The organism is Flavivirga rizhaonensis, assembly GCF_004791695.1.
In the GTDB taxonomy this organism is placed as follows: domain Bacteria; phylum Bacteroidota; class Bacteroidia; order Flavobacteriales; family Flavobacteriaceae; genus Flavivirga; species Flavivirga rizhaonensis.
This window is the reverse complement of sequence record NZ_SRSO01000013.1, coordinates 59,290-83,582: the sequence shown is the minus strand read 5'-3', so window position 1 is coordinate 83,582 and position 24,293 is coordinate 59,290. Positions and strand designations below refer to the sequence as shown.

The window sequence follows — 24,293 nt, the reverse complement described above, 5'->3', positions numbered from 1 at the left end:
ATATATCTTAAAAGTGAAATCCAAAAGTACCTGTAACACCAAATTTTCTAGCATCCGGGTAGTCAACTTCATCTAAATAATTCCCTCTGAAATTAAAATCTATTCTGAATACTTTAAAAATATTACCGACACCCAAACTGTATTCGTAATACATTTTATCAGACGGAGCGGCTAAAGGAACCTCATTGGGATTGCCTGTTGTATTTAACAAAATATTTTCATCAGAGATCTCTCCCCACACACTACGAACACTAATAATTTCACGGAGATTAAGTTTCCTTAAAAGTGGAATTCTTGAAAATATACGTCCGTTAAAATTATGTTCTAAATGTAAAGATGCATAGGTATCAGACACAAATTCGTAGAAGTCCAACTGAGAAAAAGTATTATAGATAGAGAAATAAGATTGATTTCCAGGTATAACACTTAACAATCCTAGAGGTACTTCTCCAAAGGTTTTCCCAACTTCAACCGTTGTGGTTAACCGACCAAAACCACCTATTTGCCATGGCTGTATATAAGAGAACTGTACTTTTGTATAATCGAAATCACTATCGAATACACGCTTATCACCTCGCGTTACTTGCGCAAATATGCGTGCAAAATCATCATTAGCAACACGACGTTCAACACCAAAACCTGTCATTTTTCGTTTTGGAAAGAAGGACATAGATAATGAGGTTTCAAACTGCTTGATTTCTGATTCTATACCTGTTGGTGTATTATAATCCAAACTAAAAGTAGGTGAAGCAGATTCTAAAGTCCTGTAGTTTCCCCCCAACCTAAAAATAACATTACGCCATGGTTCAGCCTCAATAGCTAAACTGGTTAAATTTATAGAAGTTAATTTATCATTGGCACCTGTTCCAACAACAGACGAGGATGCTAAACTTCTTCCTAAAACATCTGTAGAAGTTGTTAAACTCGCCCCTATTTGTTCAACATCACGACGGTTTCCTCCAGAAATAATAAGTCTACTCTTTTTATCTAACAGCCACTTTCCGGAAATACCGTATTTAAATTTATTATCCTCAAAACCATAAGCAACGAATCCTTCTAATCTCCAAAGATCATTTCTCCCAAAATAAGTACGTCCACCTGCTCGCAAACGTAATCCTTCCACTTCATTAAACCCAAAGGTTGAAAAAATAGGTCCGTAATCTAATGGTAAGGTATTAAACTCTATATAACCTGATGCTAAAATACTCCCTAAATTATATAGTTGCTTGAATTTCTTGACTGTTTTTAATGTGTCAAGCATTTTGTAAACACCTTGTTCATCTTTGTTTAAAGCCTCCATTCGATTCTCTTTCCAAAACGCATCCCCTCTATGATAAACATCTTTATCATAATTATAAACTTCTTGGTCATAGAATTTATCATCCAAATCTTTATCAAACGTATAATTATCATATAAGGTTGTACGCTTACCATAAACACCACGTGATTTTTCTTTTTTATTAAAAGCAAAATCAGACATCATATAATCACGTTTTACAAGAAATAACGAATCGTTTAACACTTCAAACTCTTGCTCTATATAAATCTCTTTTACCCAGTTAATATTGGCACTTTTTGAGGCTTGTAAATTAATTTCTTTAATAGCATATGTAGTATCTGCGACCCAAAAATCACCTTTAAAAGTGAGCTCGTTTTTTCGTCTTGGATAATAAATAATATTGTAACACCATTTATTATCTATAAATGTACTGTCGGACAACACATAATTATAAGTACTAATTCCTGTTTTAGACAAAGGGCTAACAAAACTCTTATCAAAAAACTTCAAATAATTATCGTATACATTATAATCGGAATACAAATCATTAACAAAATCAATCACCATCTGATTGTCGCTAAATCCAGAGTTTTTATTTCCTTTTAAAACTTCTTTTTCCTTATTAATAATGTTATCTCCATAAACTCTTGAAACGGCTTCGTTTATAAACATTGGTAAATATGTTTTACCAGTAACTCGCGACGTATCTACTTCGTTAAAAACAAACTCCATACCCCTAAAAAGCTTACTCTTTATAAGTGCACTATCTATGGTATTAATATCGAATTCTACTTTTTCGTATTTATCATACTCGTACTGCTTATATAGGTTTAAACCATTTTTACGTTTATGTTCCCAGATTTTTCTTAGTAAATCTATGGCAGGATTATTCTTTTTAGATTGCTTTCCAGTAGTTATAACAACTTGATCTAATTCTCCCAGTTCTTCTTTAAGCGTAAACTTTAAATTATAATTTACTTTTTTTTCTAAAGGCACATTTAATGTTTCATACCCAATAAAAGACACGGTGAGCGCTTTCCAGGTTTCATCAGATTCTAAATAGAACCTCCCGTTCTCATCTGTTATGGTTCCTATGGTAGATCCTTTAAAAATAACATTTGCAAACGATACAGGTTCATTAAACTCATCAAACACATAGCCACTTACTTTGGTTTGGGCTATAGTGGAAATAATTCCAAAGAAAAAAAATGCAATAAGTAGTCTTATTCTCATAATACGAAACAAAAGCAAAAAAACTTCATCAACAATCGTGCTAATGAAGTTTCTATAACGTAAAAAATATTAATTTATTTGTATAATACCTTTTTTACTGCTTTAATAACATCATCGCTATTTGGTAGCCATTCTGCTAATAAAACTGGTGAATATGGTGCAGGTGTGTCTGCTGTATTAATTTTTACAATAGGCGCATCTAAATAATCAAACGCTTCACTTTGTACTAAATATGTAATTTCGGTAGCTACATTTCCAAAAGGCCATGCTTCTTCTAAAACGACCAATCTGTTGGTTTTCTTAACCGATTCTACGATTGCTTTTCTATCCATAGGACGAACAGTACGCAAATCTATAATTTCACAAGAAATATTTTCTTTAGCTAATTCATCGGCTGCTTTATAAGCTTCTTTAATAATCTTACCAAAAGATACAATCGTTACATCGGTTCCTTCTCGCTTAATTTCTGCAACACCTAAAGGTAATATGTATTCGCCTTCTGGTACTTCACCTTTATCACCATACATTTGTTCGCTTTCCATAAAAATAACCGGATCATCATCACGAATCGCAGCTTTTAACAACCCTTTGGCATCATAAGGATTTGATGGCACTACTACTTTTAAACCTGGTGTGTTAGCAAACCAATTTTCAAATGCTTGCGAGTGTGTTGCTCCTAATTGACCTGCAGAAGCAGTAGGACCACGAAACACTATTGGACATTTAAATTGGCCGCCAGACATCTGTCTAATTTTTGCTGCATTGTTTATAATTTGATCAATTCCAACTAAAGAGAAGTTAAACGTCATATACTCAACAATAGGCCTGTTACCTGTCATAGTAGAACCAATAGCAATCCCGGCAAAACCAAGTTCTGCAATAGGTGTATCAATAACACGCTTGGCTCCAAATTCATCCAACATACCTTTCGACGCTTTATAAGCACCATTATATTCCGCTACTTCTTCACCCATTAAATAAATGCTTTCATCTCTGCGCATTTCTTCGCTCATGGCTTCGCAAATAGCCTCTCTAAATTGAATAGTCTTCATTAACTTAATTTTAATTCGAGTTGCAAAAATAGGAATTATTGATTATAATCTGATATAAAAACTAACAGTAAAATTATCTACAAAAAAAAATTATTAATTTTATAGAAATTATATATGAATAATGAGGATTTATTACTTTAAGTTAGTTCCCATTCTTTTTATTTCTTTCCTCATAATACTATAATGTACTATTTATATATGGTATAATTTTTCGCTAAGAACCATAAAACTGTTATCAATTAAAAAACTGGTCTTATTTTATAATTCCAAACTGTAAAAATTAACAGTTTTATTTTGAAATGTTATCAAGGCTCAAATAAGAAATTCTTCGTATAATTTTAATCTTGAACAATAAATACCTATCAAAGAATAAGTAAATAATCTTTGTTCTGCAAAAAATTTATTACCCATTAGAAAGTAAAAGGCTTAAAATTCATAAAGAAATGCTAATATTTATGCTTTTTTGATAATTTTAGCGATTATTTACTATGCGCGCATAGTAAATAATCGGAATAAAATAATTACCTTCGTATCCTTAAAATTAAGTCAATAATTGTAATTTTTAAAGGATTGTTTTTCAAATACTAATTACAAAACAAGGACTATCTAACTTAAATAAAACTAAACGATTAAATTGTTATAATATGAAAATATTAGTGTGCATTAGTCATGTTCCTGATACGACTTCTAAAATTAATTTTAGTGAAGGTGACACAAAATTTGATACCAATGGTGTGCAATTTGTTATAAATCCAAATGATGAATTTGGTTTAACTCGTGCTATGTGGTTTAAAGAAAAACAAGGTGCTAACGTTACCGTTGTAAATGTTGGTGGCGCAGATACTGAACCTACACTTCGCAAAGCTTTGGCCATTGGTGCCGATGCGGCTATTAGAGTAAATACCTTAGCATCTGATGGCTTTTCGGTAGCAAAACAATTAGCCAATGTTGTTAAGGACGGTGCTTACGATTTAGTTATAGCAGGTCGTGAATCTATTGATTATAATGGCGGTATGGTTCCTGGTATGATAGCAGGATTAACAGATGCAAACTTTGTAAATAATTGTATTGGCTTAGAGGTTGATGGTACTTCTGCGACTGTTATAAGGGAAATAGATGGTGGAAAAGAAACGGTTTCCACTTCCCTTCCTTTAGTTATTGGAGGTCAAAAAGGATTGGTTGAAGAAAGTGATCTTAGAATACCAAATATGAGAGGTATAATGATGGCACGTAAAAAACCTTTAACAGTTGTTGAACCTATCGACGCTAACGCTGAAACAACATCTGTTAAGTTTGAAAAACCGGCCCCTAAAGGTGCTGTAAAACTAGTATCAGCAGATAATCTGGATGAATTAGTAAACTTACTTCACAACGAAGCCAAAGTTATTTAATCCTCCCCTCGCCCCTCCAGAGGAGGGGATTAGAGACGGGAAAACAATATTAATAAAAAGTCCTTAAGCCCCTTTCCTTTGGAGAGGGATTGGGGAGAGTAAAACAAAATATTATGTCAGTTTTAGTATATACAGAATCAGAGCAAGGAGTATTTAAAAAAGCCGCTTTAGAAGTTGCCTCTTATGCCAAAGCAGTAGCCAATCAATTAGGAACAACCGTTACCGCCATTACCATAAATATAGATGATGTCACAGTATTAGGAAATTATGGTGTCGATAAAGTTTTAAAGGTATCTAATGCACAATTAGGATCTTTTAATGCCAATGGCTATGCAGAAACTATTAAACAGGCTGCAGAAAAGGAAGGGTCGCAAGTTGTTGTTGTAAGCTCTAGTGCAGATAGTAAATATTTAGCACCTCTTTTAGCAGTTGGTTTAAATGCAGGGTATGCTTCTAATGTTATTGAAGCACCAACCAGTACATCTCCTTTTACAGTAAAACGTACCGCTTTCACCAATAAAGCTTTCGAAATGTCTCAAATTAACACCGATGTAAAAATCATAGGGGTTTCTAATAATTCATTTGGATTGGTAGAAAATAGCGGTAACGCTTCCGCGGAAGATTTCTCGTCTTCAATTTCAGATTCAGGAGTTAAAGTAGAATCTGTAGATAAAGCAACAGATAAAGTAACTATTGCAGATGCAGAAATTGTTGTGTCTGCAGGTCGTGGATTGAAAGGTCCTGAGAACTGGGGTATGATAGAAGAATTAGCAGATGTTTTAGGAGCAGCAACTGCATGTTCTAAACCTGTTTCAGATTTAGGGTGGAGACCACATAGCGAACATGTTGGTCAAACGGGTAAACCTGTAGCATCAAATTTATATATTGCTATTGGAATTTCTGGAGCCATTCAACATTTAGCTGGAATTAATGCATCAAAAGTAAAAGTGGTAATCAACACAGATGCTGAGGCACCTTTCTTTAAAGCTGCAGATTATGGTGTTGTTGGAGATGCGTTTGAAGTTGTTCCCCAGCTTATAGAAAAATTAAAAGCTTTTAAAGCGCAACAATAAATAATTTTTTATAAATTGTATAGTAGTATAGAGCTGCTTAAATTAGCACTAAATACTTAAATCTGCCTTAGTCAGTTGGTAAAGTCCTAATTTAAACAGTTCTTTGCGTTTTTATAAATTATGAGTTTAGTAAGATTAAATATAAAAGGAATATCCTATAGCCAAACCCAAAACGGTGCTTATGCCTTAATTCTAAATGAATTAGATGGTGACCGTAAACTTCCAATCGTCATTGGTGCTTTTGAAGCACAGTCTATTGCCATTGCTTTGGAAAAAGAAATTAGGCCTCCCAGACCATTAACACACGATTTGTTTAAAAATTTTGCCGATCGTTTTGATATTGTTGTAAAACAAGTCATTATCCATAAACTAGTAGATGGTGTTTTCTACTCTAGTTTAATTTGCGAACGCGATAAAATTGAGGAAATTATAGACGCTAGAACCAGTGACGCCATTGCTTTAGCGCTCCGTTTTGACGCGCCTATTTTTACTTATAAAAATATTCTTGATAAAGCTGGGATATACTTAAAAGTGAATCCTAAAGAAGAAAGTGAAAATCAGGACAGTATTCTGGTAGACGATATAATTTCTACCGAGTTAGAGCCAGATGCACCTCGCGAAAACCTTAAAGGCAAAACACTTGCAGAATTGCATGCTTTATTAGATGAATCTGTTTCTAATGAAGATTATGAAAGGGCAGCTCATATTCGTGATGAAATCTCGAAACGAGAATAATATTTATTCCTTACATATGAAACAGCTTTTTTTGTTCATTACTGCCGTTTTTTTCTTATTGACGTCATCAGTTATAGCACAAGAGGTAAATGAAACAAAACAGTTGGATTCTGTTCAAAGCAACACTACAATTCAACAAGTATCTATAAATAATTCTTCAGATACTTTAAATATAAATAATATAGGTTCTAAAACTGAAACTGTACCAACAACAAGTGATACTAACACTTCTGTAAGTACTATAATTCCCAGTCAGGGCTTTTCAATTAATAGCTTATGGCGAGGTGCTTTAGGCATGGTTTTTTTAATATTTCTAGCATTTCTTTTTAGTAGCAATAGAAAAGCCATTAATTGGAAAATTGTCGGTATTGGTCTGGCATTTCAGTTATTAATTGCTATTGGGGTTTTAAAAGTTGAATTCATTAAAGGTATTTTTGAATTTATTGGTGGGCTTTTTGTTGAGGTTTTGGAGTTTACAAGAGCAGGCAGTAAATTTTTATTTGAAGGCTTAGTTGTAGACATGGATACATTTGGGTTTATATTTGCCTTTCAGGTATTACCAACCATTATATTCTTTTCCGCCTTAACATCTGTTTTGTTTTATTTGGGTATTATTCAGAAAGTAGTAAAAGCCATGGCCTGGTTACTATCAAAAGCCTTAAAAATTTCCGGAGCAGAAAGTTTAAGTGTTGCTGGTAATATCTTTTTAGGTCAAACCGAAGCACCTCTTTTAATAAAAGCTTATTTAGAAAAAATGAATAAGTCTGAAATGCTTTTAGTGATGATTGGTGGTATGGCAACTGTTGCAGGTGCTGTCCTCGCAGCTTATATTGGTTTTTTGGGAGGTAATGACCCTGAACTCAGATTATTTTATGCTAAACATCTTTTAGCAGCATCCGTTATGGCAGCACCAGGCGCCATTGTTATTTCAAAAATATTATACCCTCAAACGGAAAATGTAAACACAGACGTTAAAGTCTCTCAGGAAAAAATTGGCGCTAACTTTTTAGATGCTATTGCCAATGGAACTACCGAAGGTTTAAAACTCGCTGTTAATGTGGGAGCTATGCTTCTAGTTTTTGTTGCTTTTATCGCCATGTTTAATGGTATATTAGGTTGGGTTGGAGATATATCTTCTTTAAATACATGGGTTGTTAATAATACACCATATAAAAGCTTATCACTTGAATTAATTTTAGGTTATGTATTTGCTCCACTTATGTGGCTTATTGGTGTTGCTAGAGAAGACATGGCTTTAATGGGACAATTACTAGGTATTAAACTAGCTGCCAGTGAATTTATAGGCTACATTCAATTAGCCGATTTAAAAAACACCTCTAATGCGATTCATCTTAATTATGAAAAATCTATAATCATGGCAACTTATATGCTGTGTGGTTTTGCGAATTTCGCTTCTATTGGTATTCAAATTGGAGGTATTGGTTCTTTAGCTCCAGGGCAGCGAAAATTACTATCCCAATTTGGTATGAAAGCACTTATAGGTGGTACTATTGCTTCATTAATTTCTGCTACTATTGCAGGAATGATTATCGGTTAATCTAATTCCTGAGAAAGCAGGAATCTCATTTTTTATAGTTAATAACTTTATAATAATATATCAAAATATCAGGCTTTAAAATCTGATGCTTTTTTTAATTTTATCGCATAACATTTTTGTCATACTGAGCGCATTCGAAGTATCTTTGAAAAGATTCTCACTGCATTCTCAATCTATTTTTTTAATTTAAAAAGATTCCTGACTTCGCAGGAATAAAATTATGAAGCAATATCACGACTTAGTTAAGCACGTTTTAGAAAACGGAAATGAGAAAGGAGATCGTACCGGCACTGGTACTAAAAGTGTTTTCGGACATCAAATGCGATTTGATTTAAGTGAAGGGTTTCCGATGGTTACTACTAAAAAACTACACTTAAAGTCGATAATTCATGAATTGCTTTGGTTTTTAAAGGGGGATACCAATATTAAATACCTCACAGAAAATGGTGTCCGTATTTGGAATGAGTGGGCAGATGAAAACGGTGACCTAGGGCCTGTTTACGGCCATCAATGGCGTAACTGGAACAGTGATGAGATTGATCAGATCAAAGAAGTTATTCACGCTTTAAAGAACAACCCTAATAGTCGTAGGATGTTAGTTTCTGCATGGAATCCATCCGTATTGCCAGATACTTCAAAATCATTTGATGAAAACGTTGCTAATGGCAAAGCAGCACTCCCTCCATGCCACGCATTTTTTCAATTTTACGTAAGCCCCCCAACCCCCAAAGGGGACGTGAATGCTAGACCTCGATTATCTTTACAACTATATCAACGAAGTGCAGATATCTTTCTAGGAGTCCCTTTCAATATTGCATCCTATGCCTTATTTACTATGATGGTGGCACAAGTTTGCGGTTATGAAGCTGGTGAATTTATCCACACGTTTGGTGATGCCCATATTTACAGTAATCATTATGAACAGTTGAAACTACAATTATCTAGAGCGCTTAGACCATTACCAAAAATGATACTAAACCCTGAGGTAAAAGACATTTTCGACTTTACTTTCGACGATTTTACTTTGGTAGATTACGACCCGCATCCGCATATAAAAGGTGTGGTAGCCATATAAAAAGTAAGTATAATATTTGTTCGAGCGCAGTCGAGAACCTTTAAGATATCTCGACTTCGCTTGATGTGACACCTTTATATTTTATTTTAAAATACTAAGGTTGGATTTAACTAAACGTTTAATACACCATTTTCAGCTGATGCATAATCACTCCAGGCAAAAGCGTCTGCTTGCTCATCATTAATGTAAGTACCATCAACAATATATCTAAACTCATAAGAGTTATCTTTTTCTAAATCTACAGTTCCTTTAAACGTACCGTTTTTAAGTTTTTTAAGCGTTGTTGATTTTGTATTCCATTCGTTAAAAGTTCCAACTACGGTTACTTCATTTGCTTCTTTAGCAGGCACAGAAAAAGTAACTTTACAAACTGGTTTGCTTTTTAAATATTGTTTTGTAATTGCCATTGTTTTGTTTATTTGTGTGTTGTTTATACGGCAAATTTATAAAACAATTTTGCATCTGTTTATATATAATCTGGTAAACCAAAAAGAATTATCAATTTGTTAAGTATTGCTTTACATTTATTTAAACTACGTAAAATATCTATGCCATATTTATGAGATTGCCAAACTCAACTTTTTGTTTTACACTTGATTATCAGTGGTTTTAAAACAAAAACGATTTCATTCTAAAACATAAAAAATTCAACAAAATATTATAACTTTACATCTATTATTAGATACTTATGTTTGGAAAAAAGAAAGAACAGCCGCCTCAAATAGATAAAGAGCAATTAGAATTGATTCAAAATGCTCAAAAACGTATTAAACAGAAGAAACGTTTGTACTTTCACTTCGTACTTTTTTTAATTGGATCTATATTTATAATTATAGCCAATACCATTCTGGATATAGGCAAAGATTTCAGACCTTTTGATAAAGAATGGTTTTTATCTGCCATTTTTGTTTGGCTCTTCTTTTTCCTTTACCATGTATTTAATGTGTTTATAACACATAAATTCATGGGAAAAGCTTGGGAGCAAAAACAATTAGACAAATTAATGATTCAACAAAAACTAAGAATAGAGCAGTTGAAAAATGAACTTAAAAAAGAAGCGCCTATTATTGCTGAAAGCGAACATTATAACGAATCTATAAACAAAAAAGAAAAAACATCAGAGCTTACTATTATAGTTGCTGCTGCAGAGAATGATGCTATTGGTAAAGGCAATAAATTGATCTGGCATTTAAGTGATGATTTAAAACGCTTTAAAAGCCTTACTAATGGTCATCATATCATCATGGGTAGAAAAACATTTGAAAGTTTTCCAAAGCCTTTACCGAACAGAACACATATCGTTATTACAAGACAAAGTGATTATCAAGCACCGGAAGGGGTTATTGTCGTAAACAGTTTAGAAGATGCCATTAATGCTGCTAAAAATGATCCGCAACCTTACATCATTGGTGGTGGTGAAATATACAAACAAGCCCTGCTTTTAGCAGATAGAATAGAATTAACACGTGTACATGAAGATTTTGAGGCTGATGCTTTCTTTCCAGAAATAGATACATCTGTTTGGAAAGAAACAGCCAATATATTCCACACAAAAGATGAAAATCATGAGCATGAGTTTTCGTTTTTAACTTATGAGAGGAAATAGATCAAGACTTGATTTTGTAAAATTTTCAACTAAATTCGTTTAACATGAAACATTAAAATGGGTTCGTATTAAGTCGTTGTAAAACATATTGGAAAAAACAATCCAATAAACCATATTAAAATAATTGTATCTTTGAATTGTGGAAAAAATTGGAGACATAGAAATCCGAGTTGTTGGGAAATCAGGTAATCAAAGTTTAAATCCTAACAACTACGATATTAAGCATATTGCAACGATTTTGCAAAATGTTGAGGACTTACTTTATCCTAATAATAAGAAAGATAGACCAATCATTACTTATGATATTCAAGAAGGTTCTGTCAAACATTTGTTTAAAACAACTATTCAAACAGTAATAGGTTTTAGTGCTGTATTAGGTCAAGTTCAAGTCAATGAATCTATAGATTTTCTGGAATTAAAAACAGCGAGAGCAATTGAAAATATTCAAAATTTATCGCGTCAGAAAAATTACGAATTTCAAATAAAAACTTCTCTCAAAGACGACTATGAATTAACGATAAATCCTTCAACTAAATATTTTAGAACAGAAAATATTTGGGTTGAAGCGGAATTCTACTTTTATGGGATCCTAAAAGATGCTGGAGGGAAAAATAAAGCTAATATCCATTTAGATACTCAAGATTATGGATACTTATCAATTGAAACTGGAGAGGAATTTTTAAAGGAGAGAGAAGAGAATTTACTTTATAAAAAATTTGGTGTTAGAGCAAGTGGAAAACAAAATATTGAAACTGGTGAAATTGACACAAAATCACTTTCTTTATTAGAACTAATTGATTATCACCCAAAATTCGATAGCGACTATCTGAATTCACTAATTAAAAAAGCAAAAAAAAGCTGGAATAACATTAATCCTGATGAATGGTTGTTAAATTTAAGAGGTGGATATGAAGCATAGTGTTTTATTAGATACAAGTTTTTTTATTCGACTTCTTAATGACGAAGATCCACTTCATTCAAACGCTATTGGTTATTTTAAATATTTCTTGGAAAATGAAATAGCACTAAAAGTTTCTACAATCAGTATTGCGGAATATTGTGTTCTCGGAGAACTTGAAGATTTACCTCTAAAAAATGTTCAAATTGTTCCGTTTAACTTAAAAGATGCCGAAAAAACAGGTGAATTTGCTAAAATTATTTTTACGGAAAACAAAATTAATGTGGAAAAATTATCACCTCGAGCAATAATTCCCAATGATTCAAAACTTTTTGCTCAATCTGATTTAGATAAAACTATTAGTTATTTTGTAACTTCTGACGTTCGTTCAAAAAACACTTTGGCTTTATTAAAGAAAGGAACTAACCCAAAATTCGATATAATTAGTATTGATGTTCCATATACAGAAACATTCGGGATTTTAGATTTATAAAAATACGTTTTACAACAACGCATCCTAATTAATTGCTGGATGGTGGATAATGTCTTCTCGGGAAATTCTGTGGAATTTCCTTCACGCTGTTTCTTTTTGCTATCTTTAGTCCCAATTCAACTAACCATAAATAATCACGTTAAACTACACCTCAAACTCTTAACCCTAAATTCTCAAAACACAGGCAACAAACATATTATACTAGCTAAAAGATTCTTTTATATCAATACCCTGCATCGTTTTCTTAAACCGCTTAACAAATTCTCTAGCTTCAATGTCATTATAACATGAAAAGCCTATCCTTATAGCATTATGCTTAGTATTTGCTACATCATAACGTTGCCACTCCGAAATGATTAATTTATGCTGTTTTGCAATTTCTGTAACAGTATCCCATGAATACTTTTTATTTAAGGTTACCCATAGTGCCATACCTCCTTTGGGAATTTCAAAAGACAAATAATCACTCAATTCTTCCTTAAGAAGTTTACAAAATAAATCACGACGGGCTTTATATATTTTAATGACCTTTTTAATATGCCTGTCTAAGCTCCCCTCTTTAATAAAATTAGAAAAGGTTAATTCTAAAATAGCATCGCCCTGTCTATCCACAAAACGTCGTAACCTGGCACATTCATCCACAAATGTTTTGGGAGCAATTAAATACCCCACTCTAAAAACAGGTGCTACCGTTTTACAAATAGAACCTACATAAATAACATTCCCACAGGTATCATGACTTGCTAAAGGTAAAATAGGCGCATGATTATAATGAAAATCATAATCATAATCGTCTTCCAGAATGGCAAAACAATAGGTTTTCGCCAAGTTTAAAAGATGCATTCTTCGTTTTGCACAAAGCGTAACAGTTGTTGGGTGGTGATGGTGTGGCGTGGTATAAACAGCTTTAATGTTATATTTTTTACATAACTTTTCTATGTCGTGAGTGTTCAGTCCGTTTTCATCCACTTTAACTCTTAGTAATTTAGCATTTGCATATTCAAATGTCGTATCCGATGAGCTGTAATTAGTTTCTCCTACTATAATATAATCCTGATTTTCAACCAATAACTGAGACGCTAAGAACATCCCCATCTGGCTTCCTCTGGTTATAAGAATATTATCTTTGGTAATATTTAATCCTCTGGTTTCATTTAAATAGCAGACCAAGGTTTCTCTTAATTCTGGATTACCATAAGTCGTTCCATAATTCATATATTTAATGGTGCGTTTCTTATTCGCAATTTTTCTATAAATAATCGATAATTCTTTAATTGGTGTTAATCTTTCGTCCGAAACACCATCATTAACATACATATAATCTTCTGCATAATCTTGCGGAAATTTTCGATCTAGAATGGGGTTTTGCTTAAAGGTAAATCCTGCCTTATCATCCTTTTTATTAGCTGCTTTTTTGGTCCATTTTTGTTGCTGTAATATTGGAATATCTTTATGAACAAATGTTCCTTTTTTCGGAATACTCTCTATCCACCCTTGCAATGTAAGCTCTTCATAACAAGCTATCACTGTTTTTCTGTGTAACCCAATTAAATCTGCCAATGTTCTACTTCCCGGTAATTTTGTCCGCGGTGGAAGGATTCGCTCCTTGATTAAATCGATAAACTGATTCGTAAGTTGAATATAAACAGACTGTTTACCAGCTCTGTCAATTTTAATAATGGTTTTATAAGGAATCATAACTGGACTATTTAAAAAATGATTTCTGGATGAATATGACAATCCATAAACTTACTAAATTTGTTTTAATATCAAATGAATTTTAAAATGATTGATGATTATTTTGAAGTTTAATTGGTATAAACAACAAACAGCAATCAAAATCGAACAGTTATGTCAACTTACACAACATCAGAACTAAACCAGGTAAAACGAGGGGCCAAAAGAGCCGTTTATGATGTCGAACAAATAAACAATATTCTGGACGCAGGATTTGTAGGTTATGTAGGCTACAACTACAATGGAAAAGCTATTTGCCTACCCATGGCTTATGGTAGAATAGACAACAAAATATACCTACATGGTTCTCTAAAAAACAGAATGTTACTAGCGCTCTTAGAGGCTAAAGAAGCTAGTATGACCATTATGCATTTAGATGCACTTATATTAGCGCGTTCTGGATTTCATCATTCTGTAAATTACAGATCGGCTACACTATTTACAAGTATTACCAAAGTTGAAAACCGAGCCGAAAAAGAAGCTGCTTTAAAATGTGTTGTAGATCATATGATTCCAGGGCGTTGGGACACACTAAGACCTATGAATCTTAAAGAATTTAATGGTACGCTTGTCCTTGAAATGGAAATACAAACAGCATCTGCTAAAATTAGAGATGTGGGGGTATTAGATGAAAAAAGTGATTTAGATCTTCCTATCTGGGCTGGTGTTATACCAATAAGACAAGTAGCAAAACTTCCTGTTAAAGATCCCTTATTACCAAAACAAATAAGAACTCCTAAGCATGTGGTGTTATATTACAAAAAGAATAAAGCCTAAAACAATGAAAAAATCCGACTTAAAATTCATTCCAAATTTCTTTGATAGATACATCGCTTTAATTGATGATAATATTAATTTAATAGATGGTTTAAAGACTAATGAGACTATTTTTGAAAACGTTTCTGAAAAATTGATTCAATATCAAGACTATAGATACGAACCAAATAAATGGACGCCTAAAGAAATGCTTCAGCATATTATAGACACTGAAAGAATATTTACTTACAGAGCATTGTGTATCTCCAGATTAGAACCAAAGGCTCTTTTGGGTTTTGATGAAAATGCGTATGCTGATAATTCAAATGCAAACCATAGAAGCATTGAAAACTTACTAAAAGAGTTTAGATTAGTAAGACAATCAAGTACTATATTATTTGAAAGTTTTTCTGAAAATATGTTACACAAAACAGGTATATGTTTTGAAACAAAAATGAACACACTTGCCATAGGTTTTGTTATTATAGGCCATGCACAACATCATATAAATATATTAAAAGAAAGATATTATACTCCCTCAGTTTAGGGGAAACATTTACCCTCCTTTCATACTAAAAATAACAAGTATAATTACAGGTTTTCGTTTTTAACTTGTGAAAGAAAATGGCGTTAAGTTTTTAGTATCTTAGTTTTCTTTAAAGTATCTATATGTATTTCAAATTATCATCACAAGAAGTAAAATTGACATATTTTATTTGTTTTACCTTACTTATCTCATGTAAAGATATCCCTAACAGACAATCTCACAAGTTACCATTAGGCAACATAAAATCTTTTGCAAGAGCATCAGATGATAAATACATATCCTGGAAAGAACACATTATTGATGACACCGCATTAAGTGGAGGTGTTATAAGTGGGAGCGATGGACTAATTATGGCAGATTTAGATTTGGACGGATTTGAAGATATTATATCTGTACATGAGTCTGACACCAAATATGATGACATTCCAAAAGGTCATATCAGAATCGCTTTTGGCTCTGTCAATCCAGATAAATGGGATTTAGTTACACTTGCTGAAGGCAATGAAGCTGGCGCCGCAGAAGATGTTGCTGTTGGTGATATTAACGGAGATGGATATTTAGATATAGTTGCAGCTTGCGAATTGGCACACTTGATATACTTTGAAAATCCTAAAGTAAATATTAGATCTGCTTATTGGAATAGAATTATTCCGAAAATCACTCAAAATAGAGGCTCCTTTATACGTGTTTTTACAGCAGATTTAAATAAAGATAAAAGCATTGAAGTCATTACGGCCAATAAAGGAAACCAAAGAGGTAAGTCTAAAGGAACCGACCCAAAACCTATTTCTTATTTTAAAATTTCGGGAAATCCATTAGTTGACGCTTCTTGGCAAGAACATAAACTAATCAATGTTCAAGTTCCAATAAATTCTCAAACTATAGACATTGATAATGACGGTGACATAGATATTATTGCAGGATCTAGAGGCGAAAATCGAATTATTTTAATGGAAAACATAAGTAACGATTCTATCATTTTTTTATCCCATGATATAAAAATTTCAAATAAAAAACCTCATACCATTTCCGGATTTAACATGGACTTCATGGATTTAAACAAAGATGGATTATTAGATATTATTTTAACCGAAAATGATACCCATTTAATCTGGCTGGAACAACCCTCTGATTGGGAAAATAGCTGGACTTCACATCATATCGGTACTACAAACCCAGATCAAATTGTTGGTTTTATTGGAGCAGATATAAATAATGATGGCTATAAAGACTTTTTAACAGGAGGCTATAGTAGAGGAACAAGAGATACAGATGGCAATGTTAAAATTAATCAACCTCTAGGGCGTATTGCATGGTTTGAAAACCCTAAAGACTTTACAAAATCATGGATACGACATGATATTTCAAGAAGAAAAAGAGGAATGTTTGATAAATTCATTGCCAAGGACATGGACAATGATGGTGATATTGATTTTGTTTCAACACGTGGTAATAGCTATCCATATGATGGTGTTTTTTGGCTAGAACAAATAAGATCTGATAAAGCTATAGAGTCATTTACAAAAGCAAGACCTGCTGACAGCGAAGAGATGCCTCTTCCAGATAAATAAGAATATTAAATGGAATATTCTGTATTATATACCATTAAATTAATTACTTATCTTAAAAAAAAGATATAAAATGAAAACAGCAAAACTTTTTATTATACTTGTTTTTTTTCAATAGCAAACACAGCTCAACCTCAAAAAATTAATCCTGAAAGGGTGAAAAATCATGGAAAAAGTAGCCGATTGGCAAATAGACCATTTTCAAGATTTATATAACGGCCATAACTAACCCCATTATTCATTAAACTGGACAAATGGCGTGTTATATATAAACATAGTAAAATTCACCGCTATAGCTAATGGTGGAAAATAAACACAATTAGCCTTCTAAACTAAAAGCTTCATTTGAATTTCATTAATTTTGCCCTATGATAAAAGAGATTCAGTTTCGTATTTCACTTAAAGACGAAGAGCGCAGTGATATTTTAATAATAAAATCAGCATATGCGCTAGATATAGATAAAGAAGATATTACTGGTATTAAAGTACTTCGAAAGTCTATTGATGCCCGAAAACCAAAAATCATCTTCAACTATAAAGTTGCTGTTTATATAAGAGAGGCATTGCCAAAAACGTCTGATTATCAATTTGATTACAAAGACGTTTCAAAAGCAAAACCTGTTCATATTATCGGGTTTGGTCCTGCAGGTATGTATGCTGCTTTACGCTGTATTGAATTAGGTTATAAACCCATTGTATTAGAACGTGGTAAAAACGTTCAAGACCGCCGTCGTGATTTAAAGGCCATAAATCAAGACCACTTTGTAAATGAAGATTCCAACTATTGCTTTGGTGAAGGTGGTGCTGGAACTTATAGCGATGGAAAATTATATACTCGAAGTTTAAAACGAGGCGATGTACGTCGAATTTTTGAAAACTTAGTATTTCACGGTGCTACCGATCAAATTCTAGTGGATGCCCATCCACATATTGGAACTAATAAATTACCAAAAGTGGTTCAAAACATAAGAGAAACTATTTTAAATTATGGTGGTGAAATACACTTTGAAACCAGAGTGACAGATTTTATCATAAAGACCAACAAAATTCAAGCACTTCAACTTCAAAATGGTGGAGAAATAGCTGTAAACAGGGTTATTTTAGCTACGGGACATTCTGCTCGAGATATCTTTTATTTATTACATAAAAAGAAAATAGCCTTAGAAGCAAAATCATTCGCCATGGGGGTTCGGGTAGAACACCCACAGCATATTATAGATTCCATACAGTACCATTGTAGTGGGGAACGCAACGAATTACTCCCAGCAGCTTCATATAGTTTAGTAAACCAGATAAACAACAGAGGGGTCTATTCATTTTGTATGTGCCCTGGTGGTTTTATAGTACCGGCAGCAACGGCTAATGGTGAAGTTGTAGTTAACGGTATGTCCCCTTCTAAACGTAATAATCTGTATGCGAATTCGGGTATCGTTGTTGAAATTAATGCGGAGGCTGATTTAAATAAATATGAAAAATTTGGCGTTTTAAAAGGCTTAGAGTATCAGAAAAACCTTGAAAAGTTAGCTTATACAGCTGGAGGAAGAAGCCAGGTGGCGCCAGCGCAAAGACTTACTGATTTTGTTGAAGGTAAACTATCGGAAGATTTAAACCCGACCTCCTATCAGCCAGGATTAAAATCTGCGTCTTTACATTCGTTATTACCTAAATTAATAGGTAGTAGACTTAGAAAAGGGTTTCAAGCCTTCGGACAAAAAATGAAAGGCTATTATACCTCTGAAGCTAACATTGTTGGGGTAGAATCTAGAACCTCATCGCCAGTTTGCATTCCAAGAAACGAACAATTAGAACACCCTGAAGTTTCTAATCTTTTCCCATGCGGTGAAGGTGGTGGCTATGCAGGTGGCATTGTATCTGCTGCTATGGACGGGGAGCGTTGTGCTGAAGCTGCTGTTATTGGTTTATAATATTAGAAAAAGATCGCTTCGCTCGCTTTCAGAAACGAGAATATAGACGCCTTATTAATTAAGATTCAATATTCTCTAATCAAGCCAAAATTAAGTCTTGATTCTATTTTCTAGCAGTTCTAGGTCTTTAGAACGATCTTATCTCTTTTTTAAAGATTTTATTTATACTTTTGCAGCACTAAAAAACCAATCAACATGAAGCATTCTTAAGTAAATTTTCTGTACTTCAGAAAATGATTAAATGAATGCTGTATGTACTTTAAAAAATAATAATAACAAGCACATGAAAGCATATATATTTCCAGGTCAAGGCGCTCAATTTTCAGGAATGGGTTTAGACTTATATGAAAAATCTCCTTTAGCTCAAGAATTATTTGAAAAAGCAAACGATATTCTTGGTTTCACAATTACAGATACTATGTTTGAAGGATCTGCTGAAGACCTTAAAGAAACCAAAGTAACGCAACCTGCTATATTTTTACACTCAGTAATTTTAGCAAAAACTTTAGGTGATGCTTTTAAACCAGAAATGGTTGCTGGACATTCTCTAGGAGAATTTTCTGCATTAGTAGCCAATGGGGCTTTGAATTTTGAAGATGGTTTAAAATTAGTATCTCAACGAGCATTAGCTATGCAAAAAGCTTGTGAATTACAACCAAGTACCATGGCCGCTGTTTTAGGCTTAGAAGATAATATTGTTGAAAAAATATGCTCTGTAACTGAAGGCGTTGTCGTTGCAGCAAATTATAACTGCCCTGGACAATTAGTTCTCTCAGGAGAGATTAATGCTATTAATGAAGCATGTCAATCTTTAAAAGATGCTGGTGCGCGTCGTGCCTTAGTACTACCTGTTGGAGGCGCTTTCCATTCTCCGTTAATGGAACCTGCCCGAGAAGAGTTGGCAGCTGCTATAGAAAATACGACATTCAGCAAACCTAACTGTCCTATTTATCAAAACGTAACGGCTCATGCTGTTACAGATGAAACGGCTATAAAAACGAATTTAATTTCTCAATTAACAGCTCCTGTACGTTGGACACAGTCTATACAACAAATGATTACAGATGGTGCTACTTTATTTACCGAAGTTGGTCCTGGTAAAGTTTTACAAGGTTTGGTAAAGAAAATCAATAAAGAAGCTGAGACAGCTTCGGCAACTTTTGAAAATAGCTAAATGACATTATCAAAACGCTCTGTTTATATTTTATTAGTTATCATTTTAACTATTGTCATCGATCAAATTTCGAAAGTACTTGTTAGAGCCAATATTGATTTACGAACTGACATTCATCCTGGTGAGCGTATTTCTTTAATAGGTGATGCTTTCATTATGATGAATGTAGAAAATACCGGTGCCTTTTTAGGCATGGGTAGCGATTTAAATCCTACGCTTAGAATTATCTTATTACTTATTTTACCTATAGTAGTACTTGGTTTTGTGTTGCGCCATATTTTCAAAGACAAAAGCTTAGACACCCTTTCTCTTTTTGCTTTCGCAAGTATCATTGGCGGTGGTTTAGCCAATGTTTATGACCGTATTGTATATGGAAAAGTTACTGACTTCTTGTTTATCGATTTAGGAGGGGTTTTTAAAACTGGTATTTTTAATATGGCTGATTTATCAGTAACTACGGGCATGATCATTTTAGTTGTTGCTAGTTTTAAGAAGAAGAAACCTTCAAAAACATAAAAATAAAAAATAACATTCATTATTCTTTATAAACCTTCCCTTCTTTCATCACAAAAACAACATCTTCCATAGTTGAAATATTCTCAGTCGGATCATCATTAGTAGCTACTATATCTGCAATAAATCCAGTTTTTATTTGACCAATTTGGTTTTCCATTTCTAAAATCTTGGCATTGGTAATTGTGGCGCTCTGTATAGTTTCTATGGCGGGCATACCTGCTTCAACCATAAAGCCAAATTCTTTTCCATTGTCTCCGTGTTTAAAAACACCTGCATCTGTTCCAAAAGCTATTCCAACACCTTTTTTATAAGCTTTAGCAAATGTTTTTTGAATCTGAGGTCCAATAGCTAATGCTTTGGGCACAACGATCTCTGGGTAAAACCCTTTAATTTTGGCTTTTCCTTCCACTTCTTTTCCTGCTGTTATAGTTGGTACATAGTAAGCATCATGTTTTTTCATTAATTCCATAGTTTCTTCACTCATTAAAGTACCATGCTCAATGGTTTTAACTCCTCCTATTACGGCTCGTTGCATGCCTTCATCTCCATGAGCATGCGCAGCAACATGCATCCCATAATCTTTTGCTGTTTTGCAAATAGCTTTAATTTCTTCAACTGTAAATTGTGGGTTAGTACCACTTTTTGCTACACTTAAAACGCCTCCAGTGGCTGTGATTTTAATACAATCTGCTCCGTTTTTATAACGTTGTCTTACTGCTTTTTTTGCATCTTCAACACTATTTACAACACCTTCTTTCGGACCTGGATCACCCATTAACTCCTTACGATTGCCATTGGTTGGGTCTGCATGCCCTCCTGTAGTTGCTATAGATTTACCTGCAGTAAATATCCTAGGACCATCAACTTTTCCTAAATTAATCGCTTTTCTAAGTGAAATATTAACGCCTGAACCTCCTAGATCTCTAACCGTAGTAAATCCAGCATCTAAAGTGGCTTTTGCAAATCGCAGTGAATTAAAAGCAACATCGGCATCATTTAATGTATACTTCTGTAAATAACGTTTTGGGTTGGTTTCATGCTCAATGTGCACATGCATATCGATAAGCCCAGGCATAACTGTTTTTGTTTTTAAATCAATAGTAACATCTTCAGGATTCTGTATGGAAGTGTACCCCTTTTCAACGGCTATTATTTTATTATTAGAAATAACAATTGTCATTTCTTTTAAAACTTTACCCTTCTCTGTGTCAATCAATTTACCACAATGCAAATACGTATTTTGAGAAATCCCGTCATAAGAAAATGCTAGTAGAAGTATCAATATTAATTTTTTCATATCTAGAGTTTAAATAATTATACTCTAAATATACATATTCTCTTGTGAAGAAAAAGCGTATTGAATAATTTAGATTCCTCTTTTCACGGGAATGACAATTTCAACAGAAACCCCGAAGCAGGGCCTCGGAGAATCCTTTTTGATTAAATAGTTAATAGTTTATTTAGTTGAATTATATTTTACTAATTATTTATTTGAAACGTTAATTCTTCACTAAAACCATGATTGCCATCACCTGTAACTAATACATTTCCATTATAAGTAATTGTATAGCCACCTCCACCATCTCCAAAGGTATCTCCCATTACAATTTTATATGTTCCATTTTCTAAACAAAACCCTCTACTGAATTCTGTCTCATCTGGGTATGGCCCCCCTTCAAATAACAAATCATCATTAGAATCATATAATTCCCAATATTGTTCTTCAGGAAAATCATCAAATGTAATAGCTAGCTGAGTTTCAGGATATGGGCAAATCTGTTTAATGTTAAACGTTATGGGGTCTCCAATAAACAAACCTTCTTCATTAGTAAAAGAAAGTACTAGTGTTTCTCCTTCTGCTCCAATATTCAAATCTGATATATTTACTGTAAAAACGCCTTCATTAGAGTTGGCAGGCACAGAAACAGATCCAGGAACTGTATAAGATGCTGGATCGGCAGTTGACATGTCTGTGTCAATATTGATGTTAAACACTCTTTCTACATTTGAAATGCGTGTTGTATAAATTTTAATATCATTAGAATTACTACTCTGTATATCTACCCCAAAATCATAAGACGTCGATTCAAAAGACACATAATTAATAATATTATGGTCGTCACTATCACAGCTATAGAAAACTAATAGTGGTATTGATAAAAATAAAAAGATTGTTTTTCTCATAACTAAGCTTATTAATTATTGATTTATACTTTCGTCCATATTAGGATTAGCATCTATTTCAGACTGTGGAATAGTTAAATAAAACAATTCACTATCAGCAGGAACATTCACAATTACCCTATGTACAGTGTCTCTATTAATAGGCATACTCAATCTTTTAGCATCAAACCATTCGACACCTAATTCGCCATATAGCTCTTTGCGTCTTTCCAGTAAAATCTCATCCATCAGATCGCTTCCAGAATTAGTGGATAACGTCGCTCCTGGATCTCTGTCTTTTTGTAATGCAAAAAGTAAATTCCTAGCTTCAGATTCGTTATTTAAATTGTATTGAGCTTCTGCATCAATTAATACCATTTCAGACTTTCGCATTAAAGGAACATCTGATGCAAACGTAAAAGTAAACTTAGTCGTTACAAATTCTCTGTAAGGTGTTGTTGAATTATAAATATCCTGAAACAACTTTCTAACATCGGTATCTGAAAACTCATCTCTGAAATTTGTATTTATATAGGTGTTTTTAAGTGATGTTGTTAAATGATCTGTAAATACATGAGGTGCCATCCAAAAAGCACTGGTTTCGTTCGTTCCATTTTGAAAATGTCCCCACAGCCAATCTTGATCCGATAATTCATTAAACCCATTACCCCAATTTGAAGATACCACTGCCATTGCCGCATTATCTCCATAAGCTGCTTTAGCAGCAGAAGAGGCTAACTCCCAATCATCCTGAGTCACTAATAAAACTCTAGCCAATATCCCATTAGCAACAGCTTTATTAATATAACTTTTACCAAGCCTTTCCTCAGGTAAATCCTGAATTGCAGATTTAAGATCAGACAATATTAAATTATAAACATCGGTTAATGGGCTTGGAGGGTTACCAACTGAAGATCCTGTAGCTGGTTCTGTATAAATAGGAATTCTAGAGCTCGTCCTATCTGTATTATAATTAGGAGCGAACTCTAAGGCAATTTGAAAATAATGAAATGCCCTTATGGCCTTACCTACAGCAGTAAATTCTTTTTTCGTCGCATCATCAAGACTACTATTTGCTAATCCATTGATTAATACATTAGCATAATTAATTATTTCGTAATTAAAAGTCCACGTAAAACTTGTTCTCCTAAAAGTAGGCAGTCTATTATCATGGGCATAATCAAACCTATAAAATGTAGGTGCAAGGATTAAGTCATTTCCTTTAGCTGTCCTCGCAAAATACATAGCATATAAGCCCCCTGTATCTGGATCAGAAGTATTTTCACCATCTGTTAAATCATCATCCCACTGCCCTTTATACCTAGCATATATACCTGTTATAAAAGACTGTACAATTTCTCTATCTGAAAAAACTATTGACTCTGGAAGGCCTGCCGTGTTCTGAGGCTCATCTATAAACTCTTTTGAGCAACTAGACAAAAAGACTACCATTAAAACCAGTAGAAATTTTGTACTTTTTGATGTATTATATATTTTCATTTCTTTAATTTTTT

21 protein-coding genes are annotated in these 24,293 nt (G+C 33.3%); 14 read left to right on the top strand and 7 right to left on the bottom strand.

From position 1 onward, the window contains the following. Positions 1-7 precede the first annotated feature (7 nt). The gene (locus tag EM932_RS10985; protein ID WP_135877237.1) at positions 8-2,512 is read right to left on the bottom strand and encodes a DUF5686 and carboxypeptidase-like regulatory domain-containing protein; all 2,505 of its coding nucleotides are present in this window, start codon (positions 2,510-2,512) and stop codon (positions 8-10) included. 74 nt (positions 2,513-2,586) lie between these two features. Next, complete coding sequence (locus tag EM932_RS10980) at positions 2,587-3,564, bottom strand: pyruvate dehydrogenase complex E1 component subunit beta (protein WP_135877236.1); 978 nt, start codon at positions 3,562-3,564, stop codon at positions 2,587-2,589. A gap of 644 nt (positions 3,565-4,208) precedes the next feature. Between EM932_RS10980 and EM932_RS10975 the strand changes: the two genes are divergently transcribed. From EM932_RS10975 to EM932_RS10955, 5 genes are all read left to right on the top strand, one after another. After that, on the top strand, positions 4,209-4,955 hold the full coding sequence (locus EM932_RS10975; RefSeq protein ID WP_135877235.1) for an electron transfer flavoprotein subunit beta/FixA family protein: 747 nt from the start codon (positions 4,209-4,211) through the stop codon (positions 4,953-4,955). A 113-nt stretch (positions 4,956-5,068) separates the two neighbouring features. Further along, positions 5,069-6,028, top strand: a complete 960-nt coding sequence (locus EM932_RS10970; RefSeq protein ID WP_135877234.1) for an electron transfer flavoprotein subunit alpha/FixB family protein — start codon at positions 5,069-5,071, stop codon at positions 6,026-6,028. A gap of 120 nt (positions 6,029-6,148) precedes the next feature. Next, positions 6,149-6,763, top strand: coding sequence for a bifunctional nuclease family protein (locus EM932_RS10965; protein ID WP_135877233.1), 615 nt, complete (start codon positions 6,149-6,151; stop codon positions 6,761-6,763). A 16-nt stretch (positions 6,764-6,779) separates the two neighbouring features. Next, positions 6,780-8,321, top strand: coding sequence for a NupC/NupG family nucleoside CNT transporter (locus tag EM932_RS10960; protein WP_135877232.1), 1,542 nt, complete (start codon positions 6,780-6,782; stop codon positions 8,319-8,321). A 220-nt stretch (positions 8,322-8,541) separates the two neighbouring features. Beyond that, positions 8,542-9,396 carry a thymidylate synthase gene (locus EM932_RS10955; RefSeq protein ID WP_135877231.1) on the top strand — a complete coding sequence of 285 codons (855 nt, stop codon included), beginning with the start codon at positions 8,542-8,544 and terminating at the stop codon, positions 9,394-9,396. A gap of 110 nt (positions 9,397-9,506) precedes the next feature. Here EM932_RS10955 and EM932_RS10950 read toward each other — a convergent pair whose 3' ends face one another. After that, positions 9,507-9,803 carry an isoamylase early set domain-containing protein gene (locus EM932_RS10950; RefSeq protein ID WP_135877230.1) on the bottom strand — a complete coding sequence of 99 codons (297 nt, stop codon included), beginning with the start codon at positions 9,801-9,803 and terminating at the stop codon, positions 9,507-9,509. A 281-nt stretch (positions 9,804-10,084) separates the two neighbouring features. Here EM932_RS10950 and EM932_RS10945 point away from each other — a divergent pair, with 281 nt between their 5' ends. The 3 genes from EM932_RS10945 to EM932_RS10935 all read left to right on the top strand — a co-directional run bounded on the left by EM932_RS10945 (position 10,085) and on the right by EM932_RS10935 (position 12,393). Next, a complete protein-coding gene (locus EM932_RS10945; protein ID WP_135877229.1) occupies positions 10,085-11,002 on the top strand; it encodes a dihydrofolate reductase in 918 nt (305 codons plus the stop codon). Between the two features lie 139 nt (positions 11,003-11,141). Beyond that, positions 11,142-11,921, top strand: a complete 780-nt coding sequence (locus EM932_RS10940; protein WP_135877228.1) for a hypothetical protein — start codon at positions 11,142-11,144, stop codon at positions 11,919-11,921. Next, the gene (locus EM932_RS10935) at positions 11,911-12,393 is read left to right on the top strand and encodes a PIN domain-containing protein (RefSeq protein WP_135877227.1); all 483 of its coding nucleotides are present in this window, start codon (positions 11,911-11,913) and stop codon (positions 12,391-12,393) included. The genes EM932_RS10940 and EM932_RS10935 overlap by 11 nt, the downstream gene beginning before the upstream one ends. 201 nt (positions 12,394-12,594) lie before the next feature. Here the strand turns inward: EM932_RS10935 and pdxR are convergent, their stop codons facing one another. Beyond that, positions 12,595-14,091 carry a MocR-like pyridoxine biosynthesis transcription factor PdxR gene (pdxR, locus tag EM932_RS10930; protein ID WP_135877226.1) on the bottom strand — a complete coding sequence of 499 codons (1,497 nt, stop codon included), beginning with the start codon at positions 14,089-14,091 and terminating at the stop codon, positions 12,595-12,597. Positions 14,092-14,244: 153 nt separating this feature from the next. On the opposite strand from pdxR, the gene EM932_RS10925 reads away from it, so the two are divergent. The 6 genes from EM932_RS10925 (at position 14,245) to lspA (ending at position 20,616) form a co-directional block, all read left to right on the top strand. Beyond that, positions 14,245-14,907, top strand: a complete 663-nt coding sequence (locus tag EM932_RS10925) for a pyridoxamine 5'-phosphate oxidase family protein (protein WP_135877225.1) — start codon at positions 14,245-14,247, stop codon at positions 14,905-14,907. A gap of 4 nt (positions 14,908-14,911) precedes the next feature. Continuing rightward, positions 14,912-15,433 (top strand): DinB family protein, encoded by a 522-nt coding sequence (locus EM932_RS10920; RefSeq protein WP_135877224.1) that lies wholly within the window; start codon positions 14,912-14,914, stop codon positions 15,431-15,433. 122 nt (positions 15,434-15,555) lie between these two features. Continuing rightward, complete coding sequence (locus EM932_RS10915) at positions 15,556-17,004, top strand: FG-GAP repeat domain-containing protein (protein WP_135877223.1); 1,449 nt, start codon at positions 15,556-15,558, stop codon at positions 17,002-17,004. A 365-nt stretch (positions 17,005-17,369) separates the two neighbouring features. Next, the gene (locus EM932_RS10910; RefSeq protein WP_135877222.1) at positions 17,370-18,926 is read left to right on the top strand and encodes an NAD(P)/FAD-dependent oxidoreductase; all 1,557 of its coding nucleotides are present in this window, start codon (positions 17,370-17,372) and stop codon (positions 18,924-18,926) included. Between the two features lie 283 nt (positions 18,927-19,209). Continuing rightward, the gene (gene fabD / locus EM932_RS10905) at positions 19,210-20,100 is read left to right on the top strand and encodes an ACP S-malonyltransferase (protein ID WP_135877221.1); all 891 of its coding nucleotides are present in this window, start codon (positions 19,210-19,212) and stop codon (positions 20,098-20,100) included. Continuing rightward, positions 20,101-20,616 (top strand): signal peptidase II, encoded by a 516-nt coding sequence (gene lspA / locus EM932_RS10900; protein ID WP_135877220.1) that lies wholly within the window; start codon positions 20,101-20,103, stop codon positions 20,614-20,616. Positions 20,617-20,635: 19 nt separating this feature from the next. On the opposite strand, the gene EM932_RS10895 is transcribed toward lspA, so the two are convergent. The 3 genes from EM932_RS10895 to EM932_RS10885 form a co-directional block, all read right to left on the bottom strand. Next, positions 20,636-21,913, bottom strand: coding sequence for a metal-dependent hydrolase family protein (locus tag EM932_RS10895; RefSeq protein ID WP_135877219.1), 1,278 nt, complete (start codon positions 21,911-21,913; stop codon positions 20,636-20,638). Positions 21,914-22,095: 182 nt separating this feature from the next. Beyond that, entirely contained in the window at positions 22,096-22,800 is a 705-nt protein-coding gene (locus tag EM932_RS10890; RefSeq protein ID WP_135877218.1) for a hypothetical protein, read from the bottom strand. Between the two features lie 15 nt (positions 22,801-22,815). Then, a complete protein-coding gene (locus EM932_RS10885) occupies positions 22,816-24,279 on the bottom strand; it encodes a RagB/SusD family nutrient uptake outer membrane protein (protein ID WP_135877217.1) in 1,464 nt (487 codons plus the stop codon). Between the last annotated feature and the right edge of the window lie 14 nt (positions 24,280-24,293).